This window comes from Enterobacter cloacae complex sp. I1M (genome assembly GCF_014982425.1).
Classification (GTDB): Bacteria; Pseudomonadota; Gammaproteobacteria; order Enterobacterales; family Enterobacteriaceae; genus Enterobacter; species Enterobacter intestinihominis.
The window spans coordinates 1-25601 of the sequence record NZ_JADCLG010000007.1 but is presented as its reverse complement, the minus strand read 5'-3'; the positions used below and the strand labels follow the sequence as shown (position 1 = coordinate 25601).

Here is a 25601-nt window from a genome sequence, read left to right as displayed (position 1 = left end):
TACGCCTTACCCGGACTACATTTCGTATTCGTAGGCCCGGTAAGCGCAGCGCCACCGGGCAAAAAAATCACAGCACGGAAGGTAGCAGTCCTGCAAGGGTTTCTTCTTCCAGAAGCTGTATCGCCTTATCAATATCCGGCGCAAAGAAGCGGTCCTCATCGTAGTGCGTAACGTGCTCGCGCAGCGTATGACGCGCCTGCTCCAGCAGCGGGCTGGATTTTAGCCCTTCGCGTAAATCAATACCCTGACACGCCGCCAGCCATTCCACCGCCAGCACGCCGCGGGTGTTGGAGGCCATCTCCCACAGTCGACGCCCGGCAGCCGGGGCCATCGAAACGTGATCTTCCTGATTTGCTGACGTTGGCAGGCTGTCCACGCTGTGCGGATGCGACAGGGCTTTGTTTTCGCTTGCCAGTGCTGCGGCGGTGACCTGGGCGATCATAAAGCCCGAATTCACGCCGCCGTTGCGCACCAGGAACGGCGGCAGCTGGGACATGTGTTTATCCATCATTAGTGCGATTCGACGCTCGGACAATGCTCCGATTTCGGCCATCGCCAGCGCGATATTATCTGCGGCCATCGCCACCGGCTCGGCGTGGAAGTTGCCGCCGGAGACCACCTCGTTTTCCTGAGCAAACACCAGTGGGTTGTCGGACACCGCATTGGCCTCCACCAGCAGCACTTCTGCCGCCTGGCGAAGCTGTGTCAGGCATGCGCCCATCACCTGCGGCTGGCAGCGCAGAGAATACGGATCCTGCACCTTCTCGCAGTTGTGATGCGAATCGGCAATGTCGCTGGTATCGGTAAGTACGTGGCGGTACATGGCTGCGGCATCAATCTGACCACGCTGGCCGCGCACCTCGTGGATGCGGGCATCGAACGGACGACGCGAGCCGAGCACCGCTTCAGTGGTCAGCGCACCACACACCACCGCGGAGGCGAACAGATCTTCCGCTTCAAACAGACCGCGCAGCGCAAAGGCCGTCGATGCCTGCGTGCCGTTGAGCAGCGCCAGCCCTTCTTTTGCCGCGAGGGTGATCGGCGCTAAGCCGGCTTTTTTCAGCGCCTCTTTCGCAGGCAGCCACTCCCCTTGCCAGCGCGCCTTGCCTTCACCCAGCAGGAGCAGCGACATATGCGCCAGCGGCGCCAGATCGCCGGAAGCTCCGACGGAGCCCTTCGCCGGGATCCACGGATAAACTTCAGCATTCACCAGCGCCATCAGCGCCTGGATCACGCTCAGACGAATGCCGGAAAACCCACGCGCCAGGCTGTTGATTTTCAACACCATCATCAGGCGGACGATCTCATCGTCCAGCGGCTGGCCAACGCCCGCCGCGTGCGAGAGCACAAGCGAACGCTGTAAATTCTCCAGATCGTGCGTGGCAATGCGGGTCTGCGCCAGCAGGCCAAACCCGGTATTGATGCCGTAGGCGGTGCGCCCCTCCGCTACAATCGCCTCCACGCAGGCCACGCTGTCGTTAATGGCACGGTGGGCGCTTTCATCAAGGGCGAGTGTCACCGGCTGACGCCAGACGTGACGCAGCTGTTTGAGCGACAAAGAGCCGGGAGTAAGTGTTAACGCGTTCATGCAGGCTTTCCTTGTGTGGCGGGGATCATCGGCAGGTTCAGGCCCTGCTCTTTGGCACAATCAATGGCAATCTCGTAACCCGCATCCGCGTGGCGCATCACGCCGGTTGCCGGGTCGTTATGCAGCACGCGAGCAATACGTGCCGCCGCTTCGTCGGTACCGTCACAGACGATGACCATCCCGGAGTGCTGGGAGAAGCCCATCCCGACGCCGCCGCCGTGGTGCAGCGACACCCAGGTTGCGCCACTGGCGGTGTTCAGCAGGGCATTCAGCAGCGGCCAGTCGGAGACCGCATCCGAGCCGTCGCGCATGGCTTCGGTTTCACGGTTCGGACTGGCGACAGAGCCGGAGTCCAGGTGGTCGCGGCCAATGACGATCGGCGCGGAGACTTCGCCGCTGCGCACCATTTCGTTAAAGGCGAGGCCGAGTTTTTGCCGCCACTCCAGCCCGACCCAGCAGATACGCGCTGGCAGGCCCTGGAAATTAATGCGCTCGCGCGCCATGTCCAGCCAGCGGTGCAGATGTTCGTCGTCGGCGACAATCTCTTTCACTCTGGCGTCGGTTTTGTAGATATCCTCCGGGTCGCCGGACAGGGCAACCCAGCGGAACGGCCCGATGCCGCGGCAGAACAGCGGACGAATATAGGCGGGCACGAAGCCGGGGAAGTCAAAGGCGTTATTCACCCCCATCTCTTTCGCCATCTGGCGGATGTTATTCCCGTAATCAAAGGTCGGAATCCCCATCTTACTGAAGGCGAGCATCGCGGAGACGTGTTCCGCCATGGCGCGTTTAGCCGCCAGTACCGTGCCCTCAGGATCGGTTTCCGCTTTTTGCTGGTAGTCTTCCCACGTCCAGCCTTTTGGCAGATAGCCGTGGAGCGGATCGTGAGCGCTGGTCTGGTCGGTGACCAGATCCGGACGCACGCCGCGCGCCACCAGTTCCGGCAGAATATCCGCCGCGTTGCCGCACAGGGCAACCGACACGGCTTTGCCTTCAGCGGTGTACTTTTTGATGCGCGCCAGCGCGTCATCGAGGTTGTCGGCCTGTTCATCAACATAGCGGGTACGCAGACGGAAATCGATGCGGCTCTGCTGGCACTCAATGTTCAGGGAGCACGCGCCGGCCAGTGTCGCGGCCAGCGGCTGCGCGCCGCCCATGCCGCCTAGTCCGGCGGTGAGCACCCAGCGGCCTTTCAGTGAGCCGTTATAGTGCTGTCGGCCCGCTTCCACGAAGGTTTCATAGGTGCCCTGCACAATCCCCTGGCTGCCGATGTAGATCCAGCTACCCGCGGTCATCTGGCCGTACATGGCCAGCCCTTTTGCGTCCAGCTCGTTGAAGTGTTCCCACGTCGCCCAGTGCGGCACCAGGTTGGAGTTGGCAATCAGCACACGGGGCGCATTTTTATGGGTTTTGAATACGCCAACCGGTTTGCCGGATTGCACCAGCAGCGTTTCGTCGTTTTCGAGATTCGTCAAAGACTCAACAATCGCGTCATAGCACGCCCAGTTGCGTGCGGCGCGACCAATGCCGCCGTAGACCACCAGCTCATGGGGATTTTCTGCTACCTCAGGATCAAGGTTGTTCATCAACATGCGCAGCGGTGCTTCGGTGAGCCAGCTTTTTGCGGTGAGCGTGGTGCCGCGCGCGGCGCGGACATCCTGCTTGCGGTATTTATCTGACGACATTGTGTGTTCCTCATAAGGGACAGGTGATGCATTTAGATATACTTGTATAGACAAGCACACACAAGGTCGGATTTAACAAAAAAGATACAATTTTGCTATATTGCGTTAGCGATCACGCTTATAAAACTTATGACATAAAGTGGCCCTGCAACCGGTAACGATTCCCCGGGAACAGCAGCTTCGCATGCGACACGATCTGCGAGGATGACCAGGTACGACGGCGGATCAGCAGGCAAGGATCGTGCTCTTTAATACGCAACAACTCGCACTCCTGAGGCGTGGCGCGCACGGCCTCCACGATATGCTCCCCTTCCGTCAGCGGGGCGACGAGCGAGAGATACGCATGCGGTGTGGTTTGGGTGTAATCCTGGTTCAGGTAGTCCGGGATCCGCTCCGCGTTGACGCAGCGATCTTCAATCTGGACCGGAATATCGTTCTCATAATGCACCATCACCGAATGGAAGATCCGGGTGCCCTCTTTAACGTTCAGCTCAATGGCCTGTTCGGCGCTGGCCTGCGTCTCTTCAAGCACCAGCACTTCGCAGTGGTGCTGATGGTTGCGGGCGGCAATTTCATCGGCAATGCTGCGGATTTCAAACAGCGCCGACTGTCCTTTTGGCTCGGCGACAAAGGTTCCGACACCCTGCAAACGCACCAGCAACCCTTCATCGGTCAGTTCCCGCAGCGCCCGGTTAATGGTCATTCGACTAAAGCCAAACTGCGCGACCAGTTCAGCTTCGGAGGGAATACGGTCGTGCGGACGCCAGACGCCGGCAGCAATTTTTTCGCTGATCGCCTTTTTCACCTTCTCATAAAAAGGTGCGGGTGGGCTGGAGGGTTGCTGCGGTGAGCGTGAAAACATGCTGACTCCTGTAATGTGGTTATGCCCACCAGTGAGCAATTTGCCAGGCCAGTCGGGCGGCAAGCTTCGCCCCCTGACCGTCCCGGTCGTAGTGCGGATTATATTCCACCAGATCCGCCGCCTGTAGTTTACCGCTTCGGCAGATACGCTCAATCACCGGGAACAGATCCAGCGCCGGGATCCCCAACGCCGCAGGGGCGGATACGGCGGGCATTTCTGCGGCGGGCAGCACATCGAGGTCAATGGTGAGATAGACCCGGTCTGCCTGCGCAAGCACGCTATCCAGCGCGGATAGCGCATCCCGGCGAAAATCGAGATCTTCAACCAGCATCACGTTCAACCGTTCAGCTTCCTCCCACAGCGCCTGGGTATTCGCCGCACGGCTTACCCCCAGGCAGGCGTAGTGAAACGCCCGCGACTGCGACGCGCAGTAGTGCGCCAGCTGGCGGAACGGCGTGCCGGACGTAGCCCGTTCAGCCTTACGTAAATCGAGGTGCGCATCCAGGTTGATCACCGCAATGCGATCGTTCGGAAAGGCATCCAGCACGCCGCGCCCGTGCGCCCAGGCGGTTTCATGTCCACCGCCGAAAACCAGAGTACGCATCCCGGATTGCTGGCACGCGGTAATGGCCTCGCTCAGCGCCTGCTGTGCCGCCTCCAGCGCATTGCCTTCAACAAAAATGGAGCCCATATCCACGAGGCGCGCATGCCCCTGATGGCTCGCCATATTCGCCAGCGCGCCGCGCAGAACATCGGGAGCCTGTGCAGCACCGGGCCTGCCCTGGTTACGCTTAACCCCTTCATCACATTCAAAGCCCAGCAGGGCGATGTCTGACGGCACGGGTGCAAAGTGTTCGCGCTGCTTTATGGTCTGGAAGAGACGTTTCGCGGTGCTGGATTCGGCGCTGTCGTCACGACCCTGCCAGACCTGCGGGGAAACGGGATGCCACAATTTCATGCTACCTGCCCCCGAAACACGCGTTGATATAAAGGATTCCGCCCCGGCTCGTAAACCATCTCAACCGGATGATTCGCCTCCCAGACGACGAAATCAGCCACATAACTGGGCTTTAACTGCCCGTGCGTCGCGCCACGACCTAGCGCCTGCGCCGCATGCCGCGTCACGCCAGCCCAGGCCTCTTCCGGCGTGAGGCCAAACTGGACGCAGGCCATGTTCATTGCCAGATGCAGGCTGGCAAACGGGCTGGTGCCCGGGTTGTAGTCGGTAGCCACCGCCATCGGCACGCCCTGCTCTCTGAGCTGCGCCACCGGTGGACGCTGGCGCTCCTGAAGAAAATAGAACGCGCCGGGGAGCAATACCGCCACCGTGCCGCTTTGCGCCATCGCCTGAATACCTGCATCATCGAGATACTCAATATGATCGGCCGACAGCCCCTTATACTGGCTGACCAGCGCCGCGCCGCCCAGATTCGACAGTTGCTCTACATGCCCTTTTACCGGGATCCCGAGCGCGGCGGCGGCCCGGAACAGGCGCTCGGTTTGCACCGGGGTAAAGCCGACGTTTTCACAAAACACGTCCACCGCTTCAAATAACTCTTTTTGCCACAGCGTGGGCATGATCTGCTCACAGACCAGCGTGAGATAGGCATCCGGATCCTGTCGGTACTCGGCAGGAACGGCGTGCGCGGCCAGCAGCGTCGGGCTGATATCGACCAGATTGTTCAGGCTGAGCTGGCGGGCAACCAGCAGCATTTTCTCTTCGGCCTGGGCATTCAGTCCGTATCCCGATTTGATTTCAATGGTCGTTACGCCTTCATTCATCAGCCGCTGGAGCCGCTGCTGCGCCACCGTCAGGAGCATTTCCGGCGAACTGTTGCGGGTCGCCGTGACCGTGGCGTTAATACCGCCGCCCTGCGCGCTAATGGTCTGATACGACACGCCGTTAAGCCGTTGTTCCCATTCCGCTGCGCGATCGCCGCCGAACACCAGATGGGTGTGGCAATCGATCAGGCCGGGAGTAACCAGACGCCCGCCGAGATCGACACACTGACGATGCCCGGAGGGGATCTCGGCTTCAGGAATAACGGCCGCAATCGTCTGGCCGCGCACGACGAGGGCATGTTGTTCTTTCAGACCATAGGGTTCCGGCTCACCTGTTGCCAGGGTCGCCAGTCGCGCATTTCGCCATATCACATCATCGGGATGAAGCTGCTGCATGTGCCTTCCGCTTGTCATGGGTTGTATAGACATTTATTTTCATCTGTCACCTGCTGTCAACCGCCTTGCAGGAAAATGTTATTTATTTGTGATGACTTTCCCGTCGCCTGCGGGCAAAAATGCAACTTTTCCCGTTTTTATCTTCCCGTTTCGCTCAACTTAGTATAAAAAAGCAGGCTATTTCGTCTATTCAGATAAGACTTGCATACCCAGGAGCATTACCTTGAATATTTCCAGGATTTCCCGTCTGGCGTTGGCACTCGCCTTTGGCGTGACTTTATCCGCTTGCAGTTCAACACCACCGGATCAGCAACCTTCTGAGCAGATTGCTCCGGGCACCGCTTCCCGTCCGATCCTGTCAGCGGCTGAAGCGAAGAACTTCACCCGTGCGCACTATTTCTCGGCGATGGATCCCAATGCAGCCCCATGGACGCCTTCTTCTATTAACCTGCCGAAACAGCCAGACTTCGTTGTCGGCCCGGCCGGAGCAGAGGGCGTTACGCACACCTCAATTCAGGCAGCTGTTGATGCCGCAATCACCAAACACAGCGCATCTCGTCAGTACATTGCCATCCTGCCGGGTGAATACGAAGGAACCGTTTATGTTCCGGCTGCACCGGGAAGCATTACGCTTTACGGACTTGGCGAAAATGCGGTCGACGTGAAAATTGGCCTGGCGATTGATTCAGAGATCGACAGCACCACCTGGCGCCATCTGGTGAACCCGGCCGGTAAATACATGCCAGGTAAACCGGCGTGGTATATGTTTGATAACTGCCAGCGCAAACGTGCCGCCACCATTGGCGTGATGTGCTCGGCAGTATTCTGGTCACAGAACAACGGCCTGCAATTGCAGAACCTGACCATTCAGAACACCCTGGGCGACAGCGTTGACGCCGGTAATCACCAGGCCGTGGCGCTGCGTAGCGATGGCGACAAGGTACAGATTAACAACGTCAATATCCTGGGCCGCCAGAATACCTTCTTCGTGACCAACAGCGGCGTGCAGAATACCCTTCAGAACAATCGTCTGACGCGTACTCTGGTCACCAACAGCTACATTGAAGGCGACGTGGATATGGTCTCCGGTCGCGGCGCGGTGGTATTTGATAACACCGACTTCCGCGTGGTGAATTCACGTACGCAGCAGGAAGGTTACGTCTTTGCCCCGGCCACGCAGTCCAATCTGTTCTATGGCTTCCTGGCCGTGAATAGCCGCTTTACTGCTGCTGGCGATGGCGTGGCGCAGCTTGGCCGCTCTCTGGACGTGGACTCCGCCACTAACGGCCAGGTCGTGATCCGCGACAGCGTGATTAACGAAGGCTTTAACATGGCGAAACCGTGGGCGGATGCGGCGATCTCGAAACGTCCTTTCTCCGGCAACACCGGCACGGTGGATGATAAAGACAACGTGCAGCGTAACCTGAACGACGCTAACTTCAACCGCATGTGGGAATACAACAACCGCGGTCTGGGTAGCAAAGTGGTTGCTGAACCGAAGCAGTAAAATGCCTGCTGCCGGGTGGCGGCTACGCCTTACCCGGCCTACCTCATGCATTAACCACGCATAAAAAAACCTCGCATGTGCGAGGTTTTTTTTCGTCTACGGATCAGTGAGCGTTAATCACAACCCACATCGGCCCTTGTCCGACCGCATAGCGTCCTTTCTCTTCCAGTAGACCCTGCACGCCTTTGATTTCATAGAGCGCGATGTGGTGGGATTTCTGCCCCGCCGCAATCAGGTATTTGCCGCTGTGGTCGACATTAAAGCCGCGCGGCTGGGTTTCTGTCGGCTGGAAGCCCTCAACTGCCAGAACGCTGCCGTCTTCAGAGACGCTGAAGACGGTGATCAGACTGGAGGTACGGTCACAGGCATACAGGTGGCGGCCATCCGGCGTGATGTGAATGTCTGCCGCCCAGCGTGTGTCGGAGAAATCAGCTGGCATCATGTCCAGCGTCTGTACGCACTCGATCTGCCCGTTAGGATCGTTCAGCTCCCAGACATCTACCGAGCTGTTCAGCTCGTTAACGACATAGGCATACTGCTGATTCGGGTGGAAGACCATATGGCGCGGGCCTGCGCCTTCCACGGTGGTGACTTCCGCCGGGCTCTGCGCGACCAGATGACCGTCATCGCTCAGGGTAAACAGGCAGATGCGATCCTGCTTCAGCGCTGGCACCCACAGCGTGCGGTTATCCGGCGAAATGTTGGCGGAGTGGCAACCCTCAAGCCCTTCTACCACGTCGACGGTTTCAACGGGAATACCGTCTTCCAGGCGGGTGACGCTCACGCAGCCTGCATTGTAGGAGCCGCTGAAGATAAAGTTGCCTTTATGGTCGGTAGAAATATGGGTCGGGCTGCCCGGCAGCGGCGCTTCTGCGGTATAGGTCAGCGCGCCGTCATCCGGGGAGATGCGGTATGCGAGTACGCGGAATTCCGGGCGTACCCCGACATAAAGAAAACGTTTATCCGGGCTGACGACCATCGGCTGCACCTGGCCTGGCACATCAACAACCTGAACCAGCGTAAGCGAACCTTCTGTATTCAAACGCCAGACATGGATCTGCTGACTTTCAGGACTGGCGGTATAAACGGTTTGTTTCATGAATACTCCTGATTATTTTTAACGGTGAATGCTGAATTGTAGTCCGGGATTTTGCAGGGTTCCGCTCTCGGTGTACCATCCCGACAGACCTTAAATTCAACATTAACCCGGAAGAAAAAATGACCTCGCGAGTGATTGCCCTGGATTTAGACGGAACACTGCTTACCCCTCAGAAAACCCTGCTCCCCTCTTCTCTTGAGGCCCTCAAACGAGCCCGGGAAGCGGGGTATCAACTTCTCATCGTAACGGGTCGACATCACGTAGCCATTCATCCTTTTTATCAGGCACTGGGCTTAGATACACCTGCAATTTGTTGTAATGGCACTTATTTGTATGATTATCAGGCAAAAAAGGTTTTAACCTCTGATCCGCTTCCCGTTCCGCAGGCGCTGCAATTGATTGATTTACTGGATGAGCACGCGATTCATGGCCTGATGTATGTGGATAACGCCATGCTGTATGAACGCCCTACCGGCCATGTGATCCGCACCAGCAACTGGGCCCTGTCTTTGCCGGAAGCGCAGCGACCGGTGTTCACTCAGGTTTCCTCCCTGCGCCAGGCGGCGGAAGACGTCCAGGCAATCTGGAAATTTGCCCTGACCGATGAAGACACCGCCAAACTGAATACTTTCGCAAAACATGTCGAGCATACGCTGGGTCTGGAATGTGAATGGTCCTGGCACGATCAGGTGGATATCGCCCGTAAAGGCAACAGCAAAGGAAAGCGTCTGACCCAGTTCGTTGAGTCACAGGGCTGGTCAATGCAGGACGTGATTGCCTTCGGCGATAACTATAACGACATCAGCATGCTGGAAGCGGCCGGAACGGGCGTGGCGATGGGCAACGCCGATGATGCGGTGAAAGCGCGTGCTAACGTGGTGATTGGCGATAACACCACCGACAGCATCGCGCAGTATATTTATACCCACCTGCTGTAATCAGGCGGTGATAGAGACGCTCTTGATTTGCGCGTAAAGCCACAGGCCAGGCTTGATGCCTAACTCATCCCTGGCCCACGGGCTGATGCGCGCCCACAGCGTTCTGTTGCCCACTTCCAGTTGCACTTCCACCTGGCCGTTATCATCAAAACACTGCGCCACTTTTGCGCGCAAAATATTGCGGATACTGGTTTGCAGCGGCGGTTGCAGCACCAGGGAAACATCCGACGCCTGAATGCGGATCCGTAACGTGGACTGAATCGGCGTATCGATTTTATTCACCCACAAATGCTGGTCACCCAGCGCCAGCGCGGTCATCGCATAATGTGGATGGTGCTCCAGCACGCTCACCTTCAGAATGCTGCTCTGCTGCTCCTTTGGCAGCCACGGATGCATAACGCTGCTGCCCCATACCTCTTCCAGATTGCCGAATGCCTTCACCCTGCCCGCCTCCAGCACCAGCACTTTGTCGGCCAGATGTAAGATCTCATCCAGCGAATGGCTGACGTACAGCATGGGCACGTTGATTTCCCGCGCCAGACGTTGCAGATACGGCAGCAACTCGCGCTTGCGCGGAATATCCAGCGAGGCCAGCGGCTCATCCAGCAGCAACAATTCCGGCGCGGTTAACAGGGCGCGGCCAATTGCCACGCGCTGTTTTTCACCACCCGACAGCGAAGACGGGAGACGATCGAGCAGCGGTTCGATGCCCAGCAGCGCCACCAGCTTATCGAACTGTCCGGCCATGCTTTTTGCCATGCCATAGCGCAGATTTCCGCGCACGCTGTAGTGCGGAAACAGGCGCGCATCCTGAAACACATAGCCGATGCGGCGCTTGTCCGGTGACAGGCAGACCTTCTTCTCCGCGTCGTTTAAGACGCGGTTATTTAACACAATACGGCCAGACTGGGGACGCGTCAGGCCGCTAATCGCATTAATCAGCGACGTTTTCCCTGCCCCGGAAACGCCAAAAATGGCGGTGATACCGCTGGCAGGCAGCGTTTCGTTAAGCGTCAGAGTGTGGCTGCCCAGGGTTTGCGTAAAGTTGAGTTCCAGCATCACGGTTTCCCCATCCGTTCACGGCTGAGGCGCGCCAGCCATTCAGACACCAGCAGCGAGACCAGGGCGAGTACAATCGAAATAATACACAGCCGGGCCGCCGCACTTTCGCCACCCGGGGTTTGAATCAGGGTATACATGGCCGACGGGATGGTCCGCGTCTCGCCGGGAATGTTGGACACAAAGGTGATGGTCGCGCCGAACTCACCCAGTGAGCGGGCGAAGGCTAACACCGTACCGACGATAATGCCCGGTAAGGTGAGCGGAAGCGTAATGGTCAGGAATACCCGCCAGCGGCCTGCGCCCAGCGTGCGGGCGGCCTGCTCTAGCCGGATATCCACCCCTTCCAGCGCCAGGCGGATAGCGCGCACCATTAGCGGGAAGGACATTACTGCCGCGGCCAGAACCGCGCCGCGCCAGCTGAAAGCAAAGGTCAGGCCGAACCAGTCGTACAGCCATTCGCCGATAAAACCGCGTCGCCCCATGGAGATCAGCAGCAGATAGCCGACCACCACAGGCGGTAACACGAGCGGAAGATGGAGAACACTGTCGAGCAGGGCTTTGCCTGGAAACTTCACGCGAACCAGTAACCAGGCAAAGAACACCCCAAAGGGCAAACTCAGCGCAACCGCCAGGGAAGAGACTTTCAGGCTCAGCAGCACGGCCTGCCATTCAGGTTCGGTCAATATCATTCGTGAGTCGTAAATCCGTAACGTTTAAAGATAGCGGACGCTTCAGGCCCCTTCAGGTAGTCAACGAAGGCCGTCACGGTCGCATTTTTATGTCCATCAACTATCGCAACAGGATATTCTACTTTCTTATGCGAGTCTTCCGGGAAGGTACCGACCACCTTCACACCTTTACTGGCGACGGCATCGGAGCCGTAAACGATCCCGAGTGGCGCTTCGTTACGCTCCACCAGCGCCAGCGCGCCGCGCACATCTTCTGCGGGAGCCAGCTTCGGTGATAAGGTCTCCCATGCGCCCAGTTTTTGCAGCGCTTCTTTCGCATAAATCCCGGCAGGAACATGCTCCGGATCGCCTACCGCCAGACGGCCACCGTTGAGCAGACGGGTCCAGTCCGTCTGTTTGTTGATGGCGATGTCGCCCTGCTTGCTGTTTGCGGGCGCGACCACCACCAGGCTATTTCCCAGCAGCGTTTCGCGGCTAGCCGTATCAACAGATTTTTTCTCCACCGCGTAGTCCATCCATTTCTGATCGGCAGAGATGAACAGATCAGCCGGAGCCCCCGCTTCGATCTGGCGGGCCAGCGTGGACGAGGAGGCAAACGACGAAACGACCTCGACGTTTTTCTCTTTTTTGTATACCGCAGCAATATCCTGCATCGCGTTAGTCAGCGACGCCGCCGCAAAGACCGTGATTTTTCCTTCATCCGCCAGCGCGTGGCCGGTGAGTGAGAGAGTCAGCGTTGCCCCTGCGAAAAGGCGTACCCATGAACGTGCCATTTGAAGCTCCTGTGCGTATCGTTATATACAAACAAATATAACGACATATCGCAGGCGTTCCTAGCGCTAAATCGTACCCATTAATGCGTAAACTCAAGGAACGTTGTAAAAGATATCGGCGGGAGAGGAATAAACTTGAGAGCAAAACGCCCGGGCTGGCCGGGCGTTTTGGAGGAAATCATTGCTGCTTTTTAGGCTGGTCACGACGATGACCAATGTTCGAAAAGACGTTGAACACTTCACCCAGGCCGTAGATGGCACCGAGGATGATAGCCATCACTACTGGCACCATGATTACCGCGAATACCAGACTTTTCAACAACTCTAACATGGTTTTCTCCAGATCTTGTGAACGGCTTATTCTACCCTGAAAAGTAAGAAAAACATCCCCTTTTGTGCGGTGCGCTTTCCGCACCCGGACATTTGGGTCACAATAACCTTTTTGCCGGGACATTGTTATGCAGGCCGAAATTCTCCTCACCCTACGACTTCAGCAGAAGCTTTTCGCCGATCCGCGACGCATCGCCCTGTTAAAACAAATAGAACAAACTGGCTCGATTAGCCAGGGAGCCAAAAACGCCGGCATCAGCTATAAAAGCGCCTGGGATGCGATTAACGACATGAACACCCTGAGCGAACAAACGCTGGTAGAGCGCGCCACCGGCGGAAAAGGCGGCGGCGGCGCCGTGTTGACGCGTTACGGGCAACGCCTGATCCAGCTCTATGACTTACTGGCGCAGATCCAGCAAAAAGCATTTGATGTGCTGAGCGATGACGACAACCTGCCGCTGGACAGCCTGCTGGGCGCCATCTCCCGCTTCTCTTTGCAGACCAGCGCCCGCAACCAATGGTTTGGTACGGTGACGGGGCGCGATCATTCGCAGGTGCAGGAGCATATTGAGATCCTGCTCGCGGACGGCACAACGCGCCTGAAAGCCGCCATCACCGCGCAAAGCGGTCAACGCCTTGGGCTGAACGAAGGTCAGGAGGTGCTGGTATTACTCAAAGCGCCCTGGATCAGCATCACGCTTAACCCTGAGCAGGCCGCCGAGGCCGACAACCAGCTACGCGGGCGTATCAGCCACATCGAGCGCGGCGCAGAACAGTGTGAAGTGCTGATGACCCTGCCGGATGGACAGTCGCTCTGCGCCACCGTTCCGGTGAACGACGCGACCGAATTAGATGAAGGTGCTGTGGTGACCGCATATTTCAATGCAGACCGGGTAATTATCGCCACATTGTGCTAAGCGCATTGACAACCCCACCAACACTGAGTATCCCTGACATCTGTTGCTGCAAAAAATGGGATAACACATGTCATCATTGCATATTTCGCAAGGCACGTTTCGTCTTAGCGATACCCGTACCTTATCGCTGCCAGAGTTAACCCTTCGCGCCGGAGAAAGCTGGGCGTTTGTGGGCACGAACGGCAGCGGAAAATCCGCGCTGGCCCGCGCTCTGGCAGGCGAATTAACCCAGCTGAAGGGTGAGCGTCAGTGCACCTTTACCCGGCTGACGCGCCTTTCCTTTGAACAGCTGCAAAAGCTGGTCAGCGATGAGTGGCAGCGTAACAATACCGATTTGCTCAGCCCCGGCGAAGAAGATACCGGCCGCACGACGGCGGACATTATCCAGGATGAGATAAAAGATCCTGCCCGCTGTCAGCAGCTGGCGGAGCAATTTGGCATTACCGCCCTGCTTAACCGCCGCTTTAAATATCTCTCTACCGGCGAGACGCGCAAAACGCTGCTGTGTCAGGCGCTGATGAGCGAGCCGGAACTCCTGATTCTGGATGAACCGTTTGACGGACTGGATGTGCAGTCCCGCGCGCAGCTGGCAGCGTTGCTGGCGTCGCTTAACCAGCAGGGATACACCCTTGTGCTGGTCCTTAACCGCTTTGATGAGATCCCGGATTTCGTACATTACGCGGGCGTGCTGGCGGACTGTAGCCTGACCGAAACCGGCGAGAAAGCCGTACTGCTCCGGCAGGCGCTAATTGCACAGCTGGCCCACAGCGAGAAACTGGACGGTATTGCGCTGCCGGAGCCGGATGCCCCTTCGGCACGCCACGGGCTGGAACCTGACCAGCCGCGCATTGTGCTGCGCGATGGGGTGGTTGCTTACGACGATCGCCCTATTCTTAATCATCTCAGCTGGACGGTTAATCCTGGTGAGCACTGGCAGATCGTCGGCCCCAACGGGGCGGGTAAATCCACGCTGCTAAGCCTGATCACTGGCGATCACCCGCAGGGTTACAGCAACGATTTGACCCTCTTCGGCCGCCGCCGCGGCAGCGGGGAAACCATCTGGGATATCAAAAAGCACACCGGCTATGTCAGCAGCAGCCTGCATCTGGACTACCGGGTGAGCACTACGGTGCGAAACGTGATCCTCTCTGGCTTCTTCGATTCCATTGGTATTTATCAGGCGGTATCCGACAAGCAGCACAAGCTGGCGCAGCAGTGGCTGGATATTCTGGGTATGGACAACCGGGTAGCCGATGCGCCATTCCACAGCCTGTCGTGGGGGCAGCAGCGGCTGGCATTGATCGTCCGCGCGCTGGTTAAGCATCCTACGCTGTTGATTCTTGATGAACCGTTGCAGGGGCTGGATCCCCTCAACCGTCAGCTGATCCGCCGCTTTGTGGATGTCCTGATTAGCGAAGGTGAAACCCAGTTGCTTTTTGTCTCCCACCATGCTGAGGATGCCCCATCCTGCATCACCCATCGGCTGGAATTTGTGTCTGACGGCGAGCATTACCGCTACCTGCTGAGCAAAATCGATTAACGCGTGGAGGGCGCTGCCCTCCGCTTTTCAGACAACCTGCAACAATACATCTCTATCTCTTTGATCTACAATGCACTCAGTCTGTGAAAAAGCGCCTGTGAAAACCAGTGTAAACGATACCACTATTTTATCCCATGTCACACTTTTCGCGTCTCTGATATGCTATGGTTAATTCATACCATAAGCCTAATGGAGCGAAATATGCGAGTTCTGGTAACAGGTGGTAGCGGTTACATAGGAAGTCATACCTGCGTACAACTTCTTCAAAGCGGCCACGATGTCGTCATTCTTGATAACCTGTGCAACAGTAAGCGCAGCGTGCTGCCGGTCATTGAACGCCTTGCGGGTAAACAGCCGACTTTCGTGGAAGGCGATATCCGCAATGAAGCATTGATGACTGAAATCCTTCACGATCACGCGATTGAAACCGTTATCCACTTCGCGGGCCTGAAAGCGGTGGGCGAATCGGTAGCAAAACCGCTTGAGTACTACGACAACAACGTCAACGGTACCCTGCGTCTAATCTCCGCCATGCGTGCGGCGAACGTTAAAAACTTTATCTTCAGCTCTTCCGCGACCGTCTACGGCGATCAGCCAAAAATTCCTTACGTTGAAAGCTTCCCGACCGGTACGCCGCAAAGCCCGTATGGCAAAAGCAAGCTGATGGTAGAGCAGATCCTGACCGACCTGCAAAAAGCCCAGCCTGAGTGGAGCATCGCGCTGCTGCGCTACTTCAACCCGGTTGGCGCGCATCCGTCAGGCGACATGGGTGAAGATCCGCAGGGCATTCCAAATAACCTGATGCCGTATATCGCGCAGGTTGCCGTAGGGCGTCGCGACTCCCTGGCGATTTTTGGTAACGATTATCCCACCGAAGACGGCACCGGCGTGCGCGATTACATTCACGTGATGGATCTGGCCGACGGCCACGTGGCGGCGATGCAGCAGCTGGCGGATAAACCGGGCGTGCATATTTACAACCTCGGCGCCGGCGTCGGCAGCAGCGTGCTGGATGTGGTGAATGCCTTCAGTAAAGCCTGCGGCAAGCCAGTGAAGTATCACTTCGCGCCGCGTCGTGATGGCGACCTCCCGGCTTACTGGGCCGATGCCACCAAAGCGGATAAAGAGCTTAACTGGCGTGTTACCCGCACGCTTGATGAAATGGCACAGGATACCTGGCACTGGCAGTCACGCCATCCGCAGGGTTATCCGGATTAAGGATTTGTCATGACACAATTCAATCCCGTCGATCACCCGCATCGTCGTTTTAACCCGCTCAGCGGGCAATGGATTTTAGTTTCACCGCATCGCGCCAAGCGCCCCTGGCAGGGGGCGCAAGAGACGCCTGCCAAACAGACGCTGCCGCAGCACGATCCGGACTGCTTCCTCTGTCCGGGCAACACGCGCGTGACGGGCGATACAAACCCGAACTACAAGGGCACCTTCGTTTTCACTAACGATTTTGCGGCGCTGATGACCGACACGCCGGACGCGCCGGAAAACCACGACCCGCTGATGCGCTGTGAAAGCGCCCGCGGCACCAGCCGCGTGATCTGCTTCTCTCCCGATCACAGCAAAACGCTGCCGGAGCTGAGCGTTGAGGCGCTGAAAGAGGTGGTCAGCACCTGGCAGGCGCAAACGGCGGAGCTGGGCCAGACCTATCCGTGGGTGCAGGTATTTGAAAATAAAGGCGCGGCGATGGGCTGCTCTAACCCGCATCCGCACGGCCAGATCTGGGCGAACAGCTTCCTGCCGAACGAAGCCGAACGTGAAGACCGGCTGCAAAAAGCCTATTTCGCCCAGAACGGTTCGCCGATGCTGGTGGATTACACCCAGCGTGAACTGGCGGACGGCAGCCGCACTGTGGTGGAAACCGAGCACTGGCTTGCGGTAGTCCCTTACTGGGCGGCGTGGCCGTTTGAAACGCTGCTGCTGCCAAAGGCCCATGTTCAGCGTATTACGGACCTCAGCGACGCCCAGCGAGACGACCTTGCCCTGGCGCTGAAAAAACTGACCAGCCGCTACGACAACCTGTTCCAGTGTTCCTTCCCCTACTCCATGGGCTGGCACGGTGCGCCGTTTAACGGCGAAGAGAATCAACACTGGCAGTTACATGCACACTTCTATCCGCCGCTGCTGCGTTCTGCGACGGTACGTAAATTCATGGTGGGCTATGAAATGCTGGCGGAAACCCAGCGCGACCTGACGGCGGAACAGGCGGCAGAACGCCTGCGTGCCGTTAGCGACGTCCATTACCGCGAATCAGGAGTTTAAAAATGAGTCTGAAAGATAAAACACAATCCCTGTTTGCTGAAAAATTTGGCTACCCTGCCACCCATATTATCCAGGCGCCAGGCCGCGTTAATCTGATCGGCGAGCACACCGACTATAACGACGGTTTTGTCCTGCCGTGTGCCATCGACTACCAGACGGTGATCGCCTGCACGAAACGTTCAGATCGTAACGTGCGAGTGATCGCCGCGGATTACGGCAACGAAATTGACGAATTTTCCCTTGATGCGCCGATCGTGACCCACGACAGCCAGCAGTGGTCGAACTATGTTCGCGGCGTGGTGAAGCATCTTCTGAAGCGTAACAAGAATTTCGGCGGGGCCGATCTGGTGATCAGCGGCAACGTGCCGCAGGGGGCGGGATTAAGCTCTTCCGCATCGCTGGAAGTGGCGGTCGGCACCGTGTTCCAGCAGCTTTATCATCTGCCGCTGGACGGGGCGCAGATCGCCCTCAACGGTCAGGAAGCGGAAAACCAGTTCGTGGGCTGCAACTGCGGCATTATGGATCAGCTGATTTCCGCGCTGGGCAAGAAAGAACATGCTTTGCTGATTGACTGCCGTTCTCTCGGAACCAAAGCGGTTCCGCTGCCAAAAGGTGCGGCTGTGGTGATCATCAACAGCAACTTCAAACGCACCCTGGTGGGGAGCGAGTACAACACCCGCCGCGAGCAGTGTGAAACCGGCGCGCGCTTCTTCCAGCAGCCAGCCCTGCGTGATGTCTCACTTGACGAATTTAACAAGGTTGCCCACGAACTGGATCCGGTTGTCATGAAGCGCGTGCGTCACGTGCTGACGGAAAATGCCCGTACCGTAGAAGCCGCCTCCGCGCTGGCGAAAGGTGACCTGAAACGGATGGGCGAGCTGATGGCCGAATCGCATGCCTCCATGCGCGACGATTTCGAAATCACCGTGCCACAAATCGACACCCTGGTTGAAATTGTGAAAGCCACGATTGGCGACAAAGGCGGCGTGCGTATGACCGGGGGTGGATTTGGCGGCTGTGTCGTCGCCCTGGTGCCGGAAGAGCTGGTCCCTGCCATTCAGGACGCGGTGGCTAAGCAGTACGAAGCCAAAACGGGCATCAAAGAAACTTTCTATGTCTGCAAAGCATCACAAGGAGCCGGACAGTGCTAAACGAAACACCTACTCTCGCACCGGATGGTCTGCCGTATCGCCTGTTGACCCTGCGCAACAGCACCGGGATGGTGGTTACGCTGATGGACTGGGGCGCAACGTTACTTTCTGCCCGCGTACCAATGCCTGACGGCAGCGTGCGCGAAACCCTGCTCGGCTGCGCATCGCCCGAGCAGTATATCGAGCAGACCGCTTTTCTGGGCGCATCCATAGGCCGCTACGCCAACCGCATCGCCAGAAGCCGGTTTACGCTGGACGGCGTAACCTATTCCCTGCTTGCCAGCCAGGGTGAAAATCAGCTGCACGGCGGCCCGGAAGGGTTTGATAAACGTCGCTGGAAGATTGTGCAGCAAAATGACGGTGAGGTCTGGTTCTCTCTGGACTCCCTCGACGGAGACCAGGGCTTCCCGGGCAATCTCACCGCAACCGCACGCTTTACCCTGACCGAAGATAATCGTATCGCCATTGAGTACCGCGCGATCGTCGACAAGCCGTGCCCGGTCAACCTGACTAACCACGCCTATTTCAACCTTGACGGCAATCAGACCGATGTCCGCAGCCACAAACTCCAGATCCTGGCGGACGCGTATCTGCCGGTCGATGAGATGGGGATCCCTTATCAGGGGCTGAAACCGGTAAGCGGTAATAGCTTTGATTTCCGTCAGCCGAAAACCATCGCCCAGGATTTCCTGAGTGATGACGATCAGCGCAAGGTGAAAGGCTACGACCACGCTTTCCTGTTGCAGGCGAAAGGCGATCTTTCTCAACCTGCCGCACAGGTCTGGTCTGCGGATGAGAAGTTACAGATGACGGTCTACACCACCGCCCCTGCCCTGCAGTTCTACTCCGGTAACTACCTGGAGGGGACCACGGCGCGTGAACATAATGACTACGCCGCCTGGCAAGGTCTGGCGCTGGAGAGCGAGTTCCTGCCGGACAGTCCTAACCATCCTGAATGGCCGCAGCCTGACTGTGTGCTGCGTCCGGGTGAAGAGTACGTAAGCGTCACAGAGTATCATTTCATTCCGCGCGCATAATGTCCGGCGGCGCTACGCGTGCACGGGCCTACGAATGTAGGCCGGATAAGCGAAGCGCCATCCGGCAAAAAGCCTGGCCCTCACCGCGAGGGCTTTTTTCCGCTCAGCTTGCTGAAAATAGCGGCGATCGCAGACAAAATCATAACCCTGGATTCACATGCATCTTACACTCTCGAACTATTTTCGCTATGGTTAGGGTTAAGCGTTGCTGCTGGCACAGTCACGGCAATATAATGAGAATTGTTATCATTCAAAATGCTTGAGGAGTAAGAAATGGCTAATACTAAGCTTGTCCTGGTGCGCCACGGCGAAAGCCAGTGGAACAACGAAAACCGCTTCACCGGTTGGTATGACGTTGATCTGTCTGAGAAAGGCGTGAGCGAAGCAAAAGCGGCAGGTAAGCTGCTGAAAGAAGAAGGCTTCACCTTTGACTTTGCTTACACCTCTGTGCTGAAACGTGCCATCCATACCCTGTGGAACATTCTGGACGAGCTGGATCAGGCCTGGCTGCCGGTTGAGAAATCCTGGAAACTGAACGAGCGTCACTACGGTGCGCTGCAAGGTCTGAACAAAGCAGAAACCGCAGAAAAATACGGTGACGAGCAGGTTAAACAGTGGCGTCGTGGTTTTGCGGTCACGCCTCCAGAGCTGAGCAAAGATGACGAGCGCTACCCGGGCCACGATCCGCGTTACGCGAAGCTGACTGAGGCTGAACTGCCGCAGACCGAAAGCCTGGCGCTGACCATCGACCGCGTTGTGCCTTACTGGAACGAAACCATTCTGCCACGCCTGAAAAGCGGCGAGCGCGTCATTATCGCTGCTCACGGTAACTCCCTGCGTGCGCTGGTGAAATACCTGGACAACATGGGTGAAGATGAAATCCTCGAGCTGAACATCCCTACCGGCGTGCCGCTGGTGTACGAGTTCGACGAAAACTTCAAGCCAGTTAAACATTACTACCTGGGTAACGCCGACGAAATCGCTGCAAAAGCGGCGGCCGTGGCGAACCAGGGTAAAGCGAAGTAATTTCGCCGGACATAAAAAAAGCGTGGAGCAATCCACGCTTTTTTATTGCCCGCGATAAACTTAACCGCGACGCGCTTTTACCGCATCCGCCAGCTGACGCAGGATCGCATCGGTATCATCCCAGCCAATGCAGGCATCCGTCACGCTCTTACCGTAGACCAGCGGCTCGCTGCCCTCCAGGTTCTGATTGCCTTCCACCAGATGGCTCTCAATCATCACCCCAATCACTGCGCGTTCACCGTTGGCGATTTGCTGACAAACGTCTGCACCAATTTCCATCTGCTTTTTGAACTGTTTGCTTGAGTTCGCATGGCTGAAATCGATCATGATCTGCGGCGCCAGTCCCGCTTTCTCCAGACCCGCCTTCACTTCCGCTACGTGTTTAGCGCTGTAGTTAGGCTCTTTACCGCCGCGCAGAATGATATGGCAATCGCCATTACCGCTGGTATTCACGATAGCCGAGTGGCCCCACTTAGTCACCGACAGGAAGCAGTGCGGCGCGCCAGCCGCATTGATGGCATCAATAGCGACTTTGATGGTGCCATCAGTGCCGTTTTTGAAACCCACCGGGCATGACAGGCCAGACGCCAGCTCACGGTGAACCTGCGATTCAGTCGTACGCGCACCAATAGCGCCCCAGCTCATCAGGTCAGCCAGATACTGCGGGGTGATCATATCGAGGAATTCTCCGGCAGCAGGCAGCCCGCTGTCGTTAATCTCCAGCAGCAGCTTACGCGCAATACGCAGGCCGTCGTTGATCTGGAAACTGTTGTCCATGTGCGGATCGTTGATCAACCCTTTCCAGCCCACGGTGGTACGCGGTTTTTCGAAATAAACGCGCATCACAATTTCCAGTTCGCCCTTCAGCTCTTCGCGCAGGGTGAGCAGACGTGACGCGTACTCTTTGGCCGCAGCAGGATCGTGAATGGAGCACGGTCCGATGACCACCAGAAGACGATCGTCGCTACCTTTCAGGATCTTGTGGATCGCCTTGCGGGCATGAGACACCGTGTTGGCGGCATTTTCGGTGGCGGGGAATTTTTCAAGGAGCGCTACGGGAGGTAATAACTCATTGATCTCTTTAATGCGTAAATCGTCGTTCTGATAATTCATCTTCTTTCCGGCTCTGCCATATCTTTAGTAATGAAAGCAATGCTTTCAATCTAACTTGTCGGTCACGAAGTGTAAACGGGCTTTTACACTTCGCGCAGATAATTCCTGGAATTCGCCTAAAATACGCAACAAAATAGCGAAAAATGAGATCTCGCCTAAGCTTTTTACTTGTAACGACTGTTTTTAAATATTTATACGCGATTCCATCCTGACATAATTCAGGAATCTGGGATCTTTCGCCACTGAACAAGATGCACTGTTGGAGAATGTTATCCAGCGTAACGATAAGAACAGGAGCACCATGATGAAAATGACGAAACTGACTACGCTTTTCCTGACGGCAACCCTTACCCTGGCAAGCGGTAGCGTACTGGCAGCCGATACAGGCTCCTCCGGCAGCAACGGCGACGCGAATGCCGCTGCCGAAGCGGGCCAGGTTGCGCCGGATGCAAAACAGAATATCGCGCCAAATAATGTTGATAACAGTAATATCAACACGGGCAATACCAACACCGGCGGTACGAATACCGGCACGATGAACCATGACGGTATGAGCACTGACGAAGTTCACAAAAACTCAATGTGTAAAGACGGGAAATGCCCGGACCCGAATGACAAAGTGGGCAGCGATGCCAATACCAAAACGGACGGTACTACCCAGTAACCTTCCGTAAGGTAAAAGAGGGAGAGCGAATGCTCTCCTTTTTTATTTAAGCTCTTAAAAACGCTACACTAAAAATAATAATAAATCAGGAACGATACCATGGCGCACTCCCACTCCCATTCCCACTCCACTGGCGATGAAAATGCCAAACGGCTTCTGCTGGCTTTTGGCGTCACTGCCACCTTTATGATTATTGAGGTGACAGGCGGACTGATCTCCGGATCGCTGGCGCTGCTGGCCGATGCCGGGCATATGCTGACCGACGCTGCCGCGCTCCTGTTTGCTCTGCTGGCCGTGCAGTTTGCCCGTCGCCCTCCCAATGCCCGCCACACCTTTGGCTGGCTCAGACTGACCACACTTGCTGCGTTCGTGAATGCGATTGCACTGGTGGTTATTACCATTCTTATCGTCTGGGAGGCGTTTCAGCGCTTTCGTCATCCACAACCGGTAGCCGGAACGACGATGATGGTGATTGCTATTGCCGGGTTGGTCGCCAATATTCTGGCATTCTGGATATTGCACCGCGGCAGCAGCGAAAAAAATCTGAACGTACGGGCCGCGGCGCTTCACGTGCTGGGCGATCTGCTGGGTTCCGTAGGTGCCATCGTCGCCGCGCTGATCATTATGGGTACGGGCTGGACCCCCATCGACCCGATTCTTTCCGTGCTGGTATCGTGCCTTGTATTACGCAGTGCCTGGCGGCTGTTGAAAGAGAGCGTGAATGAACTGCTGGAAGGCGCTCCCACGTCGCTGGATATTGGCGAGCTAAAACGCAATCTGTGTCGTTCCATTCCTGAAGTCCGTAACGTTCACCACGTTCACGTCTGGCTGGTGGGTGAGAAACCGCTTATGACGCTGCACGTTCAGGTTATTCCGCCCCACGATCACGATGCGTTGCTTGAACGTATTCGGCACTTCCTTGAGCATCACTACGAAATTGCGCACTCCACCATCCAGATGGAGTATCAGCCTTGTAACGGGCCAGACTGTCACCTGAACGAGGCGCAGTCCGGCCACTCACACGAGCATCACCATTAGCGGGAAAGCGCGCGAGAGCCACGCTCACGCGCGCTGTTGATCCACATGCGGCTACCGTTCAGGGCAATGACGGTCAGCAGCATATACTCCAGCGACATGGCATAAACGCCCTGACGGGCAAAAATCACCACGCTAATCACGTTGATGACCACCCACAGCAGCCAGTTTTCAACGTATTTACGGGTCATCAGGATCATTGCGGCAATCGACAGCACCATCATGCAGGAATCCCAGAACGGGAAGGCATCAGGCTGAAGCTCAGGCATCGTCACGTTTAATCCCAGACCCGACATGACCGAGACCGCCACGCGCGTCAGGAAGGCAAATACCGGGTCAATAAAGACGGTCATAAAGCCGATTGCCACCACGCAGGCCGCGAGCCAGGCAATGGCTTTTGGCAACGGCAGCCAGCGGATTTGCAGCTCCGCCTCCTGCTGACTGTTTTGCCGCGACCAGGCGTACCAGCCATAGATATTGGCCGCGAAGAAGAACAGCTGCAGAAGCAGGCTGGCGTAGAGCTGGATCTGGAAGAAGATGATCGCAAACAGCGTGACGTTTATCAGCCCGAACGCATAGTTACTGATCTTCTCAAGGCTGGCCAGCCAGATACAGAGTAAACCGGCCAGCGTACCTACCGCTTCAATCCACGACAGGTCATAGCCGCCCGCACCAATCGGGATATGAACCAGGATGTTCTGTGTGCTAAAAAAATCCATTTTTTCTCCGGGGCGTAATAAGTTAAGTACGTAGTGTAGCCGCAAAATCCAGCATACGGTTAAGCGGAATTAACGCGCCTTCGCGCAGGGCGGCGTCTACGTGGATCTCATGCGCTGCGCCACCGATCTCCAGCCCCTCCGCTATCGCCTTAAGTCCATTCATCGCCATCCACGGGCAGTGCGCGCAGCTTCGACAGGTCGCCCCTTCTCCGGCGGTTGGCGCTTCGAGCAGCTCTTTTTCTGGTACGGCCTGCTGCATTTTATAGAAGATACCGCGATCGGTCGCCACGATGAGCTGCTTGTGCGGCAGGGTTTTTGCCGCGTTTATCAACTGGCTGGTTGAGCCGACGGCGTCCGCCATCTCAACAATCGACTGCGGCGACTCCGGATGCACCAGAATTGCGGCCTGCGGGTATAAGCGTTTCATCCGGGTCAGTGCCTGGGTCTTAAACTCGTCGTGAACGATACAGGCGCCCTGCCAGCACAGTACATCCGCACCGGTCTGTTTTTGTACGTAGTTTCCCAGGTGACGATCGGGCGCCCAGATGATTTTCTCCCCCAGGCTGTCCAGATGTTCAATTAGCTCAACGGCGATACTGGACGTTACTACCCAGTCTGCCCGGGCTTTCACCGCCGCAGACGTATTGGCATAGACCACCACGGTACGGTCAGGGTGGGCATCACAGAAGGCGGTGAACTCATCAATCGGGCAACCGAGGTCAAGAGAACATTCGGCATTCAGCGTAGGCATCAGAATCGTTTTTTCCGGGCTGAGGATTTTTGCCGTTTCACCCATAAAACGAACCCCCGCGACCAGCAGCGTGGAGGCTGAATGCTTAGCACCGAAACGCGCCATCTCCAGGGAGTCTGAGATACAGCCGCCCGTCTCTTCCGCCAGCTGCTGAATTTCCGGGTCGGTGTAGTAATGCGCCACCATCACCGCATCACGCTCTTTAAGGAGGCGCTTGATTTTTTCACGATAGAACTGCTTCTCATCCCGGCTTAGCGGAGCTGGCTTCGGCGGGAAGGGATAGATTGCGGTTTCGGGATCAAACATCACACTCATTATGGCTTCTCGTTTTACTGGCTTAACAATATTGCCTTTGTTTTGCATGAGATAACAAAAATGAGGCAATGGTGTTTTATATACTAAACAAGATAGCGAATTTGAGGGGGAATGTCATCGGGAATTGATGCCGGTAGCATCTGTCGGGTGGCGGCTTCGCCTTACCCGACTTACAAGGCACTGGCGAACGACAGATAGCAAAAAGGCGCCTTTAGGGCGCCTTTCAACACTGGTGGGTCGTGCAGGATGACTCGGCTTCGCCTCGCCCTTCGGGCCGTTGCTAAAGCAACGTTATCCTTCACGTGTAGTATCTGAGTAAGACATTAAAATTGGTGGGTCGTGCAGGAT

Annotated in this window: 24 protein-coding genes; 11 read left to right on the top strand and 13 right to left on the bottom strand. The window is 56.7% G+C overall.

The genetic code is table 11. The features are described 5' to 3' along the window. Window positions 1-67 precede the first annotated feature (67 nt). From hutH to hutI, 5 genes are all read right to left on the bottom strand, one after another. On the bottom strand, window positions 68-1588 hold the full coding sequence (hutH, locus tag INF86_RS03220; protein ID WP_022647492.1) for a histidine ammonia-lyase: 1521 nt from the start codon (window positions 1586-1588) through the stop codon (window positions 68-70). Next, on the bottom strand, window positions 1585-3273 hold the full coding sequence (gene hutU, locus INF86_RS03215) for a urocanate hydratase (RefSeq protein ID WP_003858533.1): 1689 nt from the start codon (window positions 3271-3273) through the stop codon (window positions 1585-1587). Before hutU ends, hutH begins: the two co-directional genes overlap by 4 nt. A 127-nt stretch (window positions 3274-3400) precedes the next feature. Then, window positions 3401-4135: a histidine utilization repressor gene (locus tag INF86_RS03210; RefSeq protein ID WP_063152745.1), complete on the bottom strand. Its 735-nt coding sequence runs from the start codon at window positions 4133-4135 to the stop codon at window positions 3401-3403. A gap of 19 nt (window positions 4136-4154) precedes the next feature. Further along, window positions 4155-5093 carry a formimidoylglutamase gene (gene hutG, locus INF86_RS03205; RefSeq protein WP_069596373.1) on the bottom strand — a complete coding sequence of 313 codons (939 nt, stop codon included), beginning with the start codon at window positions 5091-5093 and terminating at the stop codon, window positions 4155-4157. Next, the gene (hutI, locus tag INF86_RS03200; protein WP_192970524.1) at window positions 5090-6313 is read right to left on the bottom strand and encodes an imidazolonepropionase; all 1224 of its coding nucleotides are present in this window, start codon (window positions 6311-6313) and stop codon (window positions 5090-5092) included. Before hutI ends, hutG begins: the two co-directional genes overlap by 4 nt. 223 nt (window positions 6314-6536) lie before the next feature. On the opposite strand from hutI, the gene INF86_RS03195 reads away from it, so the two are divergent. Then, window positions 6537-7820 carry a putative acyl-CoA thioester hydrolase gene (locus INF86_RS03195; protein ID WP_192970525.1) on the top strand — a complete coding sequence of 428 codons (1284 nt, stop codon included), beginning with the start codon at window positions 6537-6539 and terminating at the stop codon, window positions 7818-7820. A gap of 103 nt (window positions 7821-7923) precedes the next feature. Here the strand turns inward: INF86_RS03195 and pgl are convergent, their stop codons facing one another. Continuing rightward, window positions 7924-8919 carry a 6-phosphogluconolactonase gene (gene pgl / locus INF86_RS03190; RefSeq protein WP_023305719.1) on the bottom strand — a complete coding sequence of 332 codons (996 nt, stop codon included), beginning with the start codon at window positions 8917-8919 and terminating at the stop codon, window positions 7924-7926. A 119-nt stretch (window positions 8920-9038) separates the two neighbouring features. Here pgl and INF86_RS03185 point away from each other — a divergent pair, with 119 nt between their 5' ends. Beyond that, window positions 9039-9857, top strand: coding sequence for a pyridoxal phosphatase (locus INF86_RS03185; RefSeq protein ID WP_022647486.1), 819 nt, complete (start codon window positions 9039-9041; stop codon window positions 9855-9857). On the opposite strand, the gene modC is transcribed toward INF86_RS03185, so the two are convergent. From modC to INF86_RS03165, 4 genes are all read right to left on the bottom strand, one after another. Continuing rightward, complete coding sequence (modC, locus tag INF86_RS03180; RefSeq protein WP_017384950.1) at window positions 9858-10916, bottom strand: molybdenum ABC transporter ATP-binding protein ModC; 1059 nt, start codon at window positions 10914-10916, stop codon at window positions 9858-9860. Further along, window positions 10916-11608 (bottom strand): molybdate ABC transporter permease subunit, encoded by a 693-nt coding sequence (gene modB, locus INF86_RS03175; protein WP_045309132.1) that lies wholly within the window; start codon window positions 11606-11608, stop codon window positions 10916-10918. Before modB ends, modC begins: the two co-directional genes overlap by 1 nt. After that, window positions 11605-12381 carry a molybdate ABC transporter substrate-binding protein gene (modA, locus tag INF86_RS03170; RefSeq protein ID WP_023299624.1) on the bottom strand — a complete coding sequence of 259 codons (777 nt, stop codon included), beginning with the start codon at window positions 12379-12381 and terminating at the stop codon, window positions 11605-11607. The genes modB and modA overlap by 4 nt, the downstream gene beginning before the upstream one ends. Before the next feature lie 178 nt (window positions 12382-12559). Next, a complete protein-coding gene (locus INF86_RS03165; protein WP_003858549.1) occupies window positions 12560-12712 on the bottom strand; it encodes an AcrZ family multidrug efflux pump-associated protein in 153 nt (50 codons plus the stop codon). Window positions 12713-12839: 127 nt separating this feature from the next. On the opposite strand from INF86_RS03165, the gene modE reads away from it, so the two are divergent. The 7 genes from modE (at window position 12840) to gpmA (ending at window position 20656) form a co-directional block, all read left to right on the top strand. Next, window positions 12840-13628: a molybdenum-dependent transcriptional regulator gene (modE, locus tag INF86_RS03160; RefSeq protein ID WP_022647484.1), complete on the top strand. Its 789-nt coding sequence runs from the start codon at window positions 12840-12842 to the stop codon at window positions 13626-13628. A gap of 67 nt (window positions 13629-13695) precedes the next feature. Then, window positions 13696-15168 (top strand): molybdate ABC transporter ATP-binding protein ModF, encoded by a 1473-nt coding sequence (modF, locus tag INF86_RS03155; RefSeq protein ID WP_193543221.1) that lies wholly within the window; start codon window positions 13696-13698, stop codon window positions 15166-15168. A 201-nt stretch (window positions 15169-15369) separates the two neighbouring features. Next, a complete protein-coding gene (gene galE, locus INF86_RS03150; protein ID WP_022647482.1) occupies window positions 15370-16386 on the top strand; it encodes a UDP-glucose 4-epimerase GalE in 1017 nt (338 codons plus the stop codon). A 9-nt stretch (window positions 16387-16395) separates the two neighbouring features. Next, window positions 16396-17442, top strand: coding sequence for a galactose-1-phosphate uridylyltransferase (gene galT, locus INF86_RS03145; protein WP_032624641.1), 1047 nt, complete (start codon window positions 16396-16398; stop codon window positions 17440-17442). A 2-nt stretch (window positions 17443-17444) separates the two neighbouring features. After that, on the top strand, window positions 17445-18593 hold the full coding sequence (galK, locus tag INF86_RS03140) for a galactokinase (RefSeq protein ID WP_032624642.1): 1149 nt from the start codon (window positions 17445-17447) through the stop codon (window positions 18591-18593). After that, window positions 18587-19630, top strand: coding sequence for a galactose-1-epimerase (galM, locus tag INF86_RS03135; protein ID WP_193543220.1), 1044 nt, complete (start codon window positions 18587-18589; stop codon window positions 19628-19630). The genes galK and galM overlap by 7 nt, the downstream gene beginning before the upstream one ends. A gap of 273 nt (window positions 19631-19903) precedes the next feature. Then, on the top strand, window positions 19904-20656 hold the full coding sequence (gene gpmA, locus INF86_RS03130) for a 2,3-diphosphoglycerate-dependent phosphoglycerate mutase (protein WP_003858562.1): 753 nt from the start codon (window positions 19904-19906) through the stop codon (window positions 20654-20656). 60 nt (window positions 20657-20716) lie between these two features. Here gpmA and aroG read toward each other — a convergent pair whose 3' ends face one another. Continuing rightward, on the bottom strand, window positions 20717-21769 hold the full coding sequence (gene aroG / locus INF86_RS03125; RefSeq protein WP_193543219.1) for a 3-deoxy-7-phosphoheptulonate synthase AroG: 1053 nt from the start codon (window positions 21767-21769) through the stop codon (window positions 20717-20719). Between the two features lie 304 nt (window positions 21770-22073). Here aroG and INF86_RS03120 point away from each other — a divergent pair, with 304 nt between their 5' ends. Beyond that, on the top strand, window positions 22074-22433 hold the full coding sequence (locus INF86_RS03120; RefSeq protein ID WP_022647477.1) for a protein YbgS: 360 nt from the start codon (window positions 22074-22076) through the stop codon (window positions 22431-22433). Between the two features lie 99 nt (window positions 22434-22532). Next, a complete protein-coding gene (zitB, locus tag INF86_RS03115) occupies window positions 22533-23471 on the top strand; it encodes a CDF family zinc transporter ZitB (RefSeq protein ID WP_022647476.1) in 939 nt (312 codons plus the stop codon). On the opposite strand, the gene pnuC is transcribed toward zitB, so the two are convergent. Together pnuC and nadA are read right to left on the bottom strand one after the other, a co-directional pair. After that, window positions 23468-24187 carry a nicotinamide riboside transporter PnuC gene (gene pnuC, locus INF86_RS03110; RefSeq protein ID WP_022647475.1) on the bottom strand — a complete coding sequence of 240 codons (720 nt, stop codon included), beginning with the start codon at window positions 24185-24187 and terminating at the stop codon, window positions 23468-23470. The two genes, zitB and pnuC, sit on opposite strands and share 4 nt — an antisense overlap. Before the next feature lie 22 nt (window positions 24188-24209). Continuing rightward, entirely contained in the window at window positions 24210-25253 is a 1044-nt protein-coding gene (gene nadA / locus INF86_RS03105; RefSeq protein ID WP_032676358.1) for a quinolinate synthase NadA, read from the bottom strand. Between the last annotated feature and the right edge of the window lie 348 nt (window positions 25254-25601).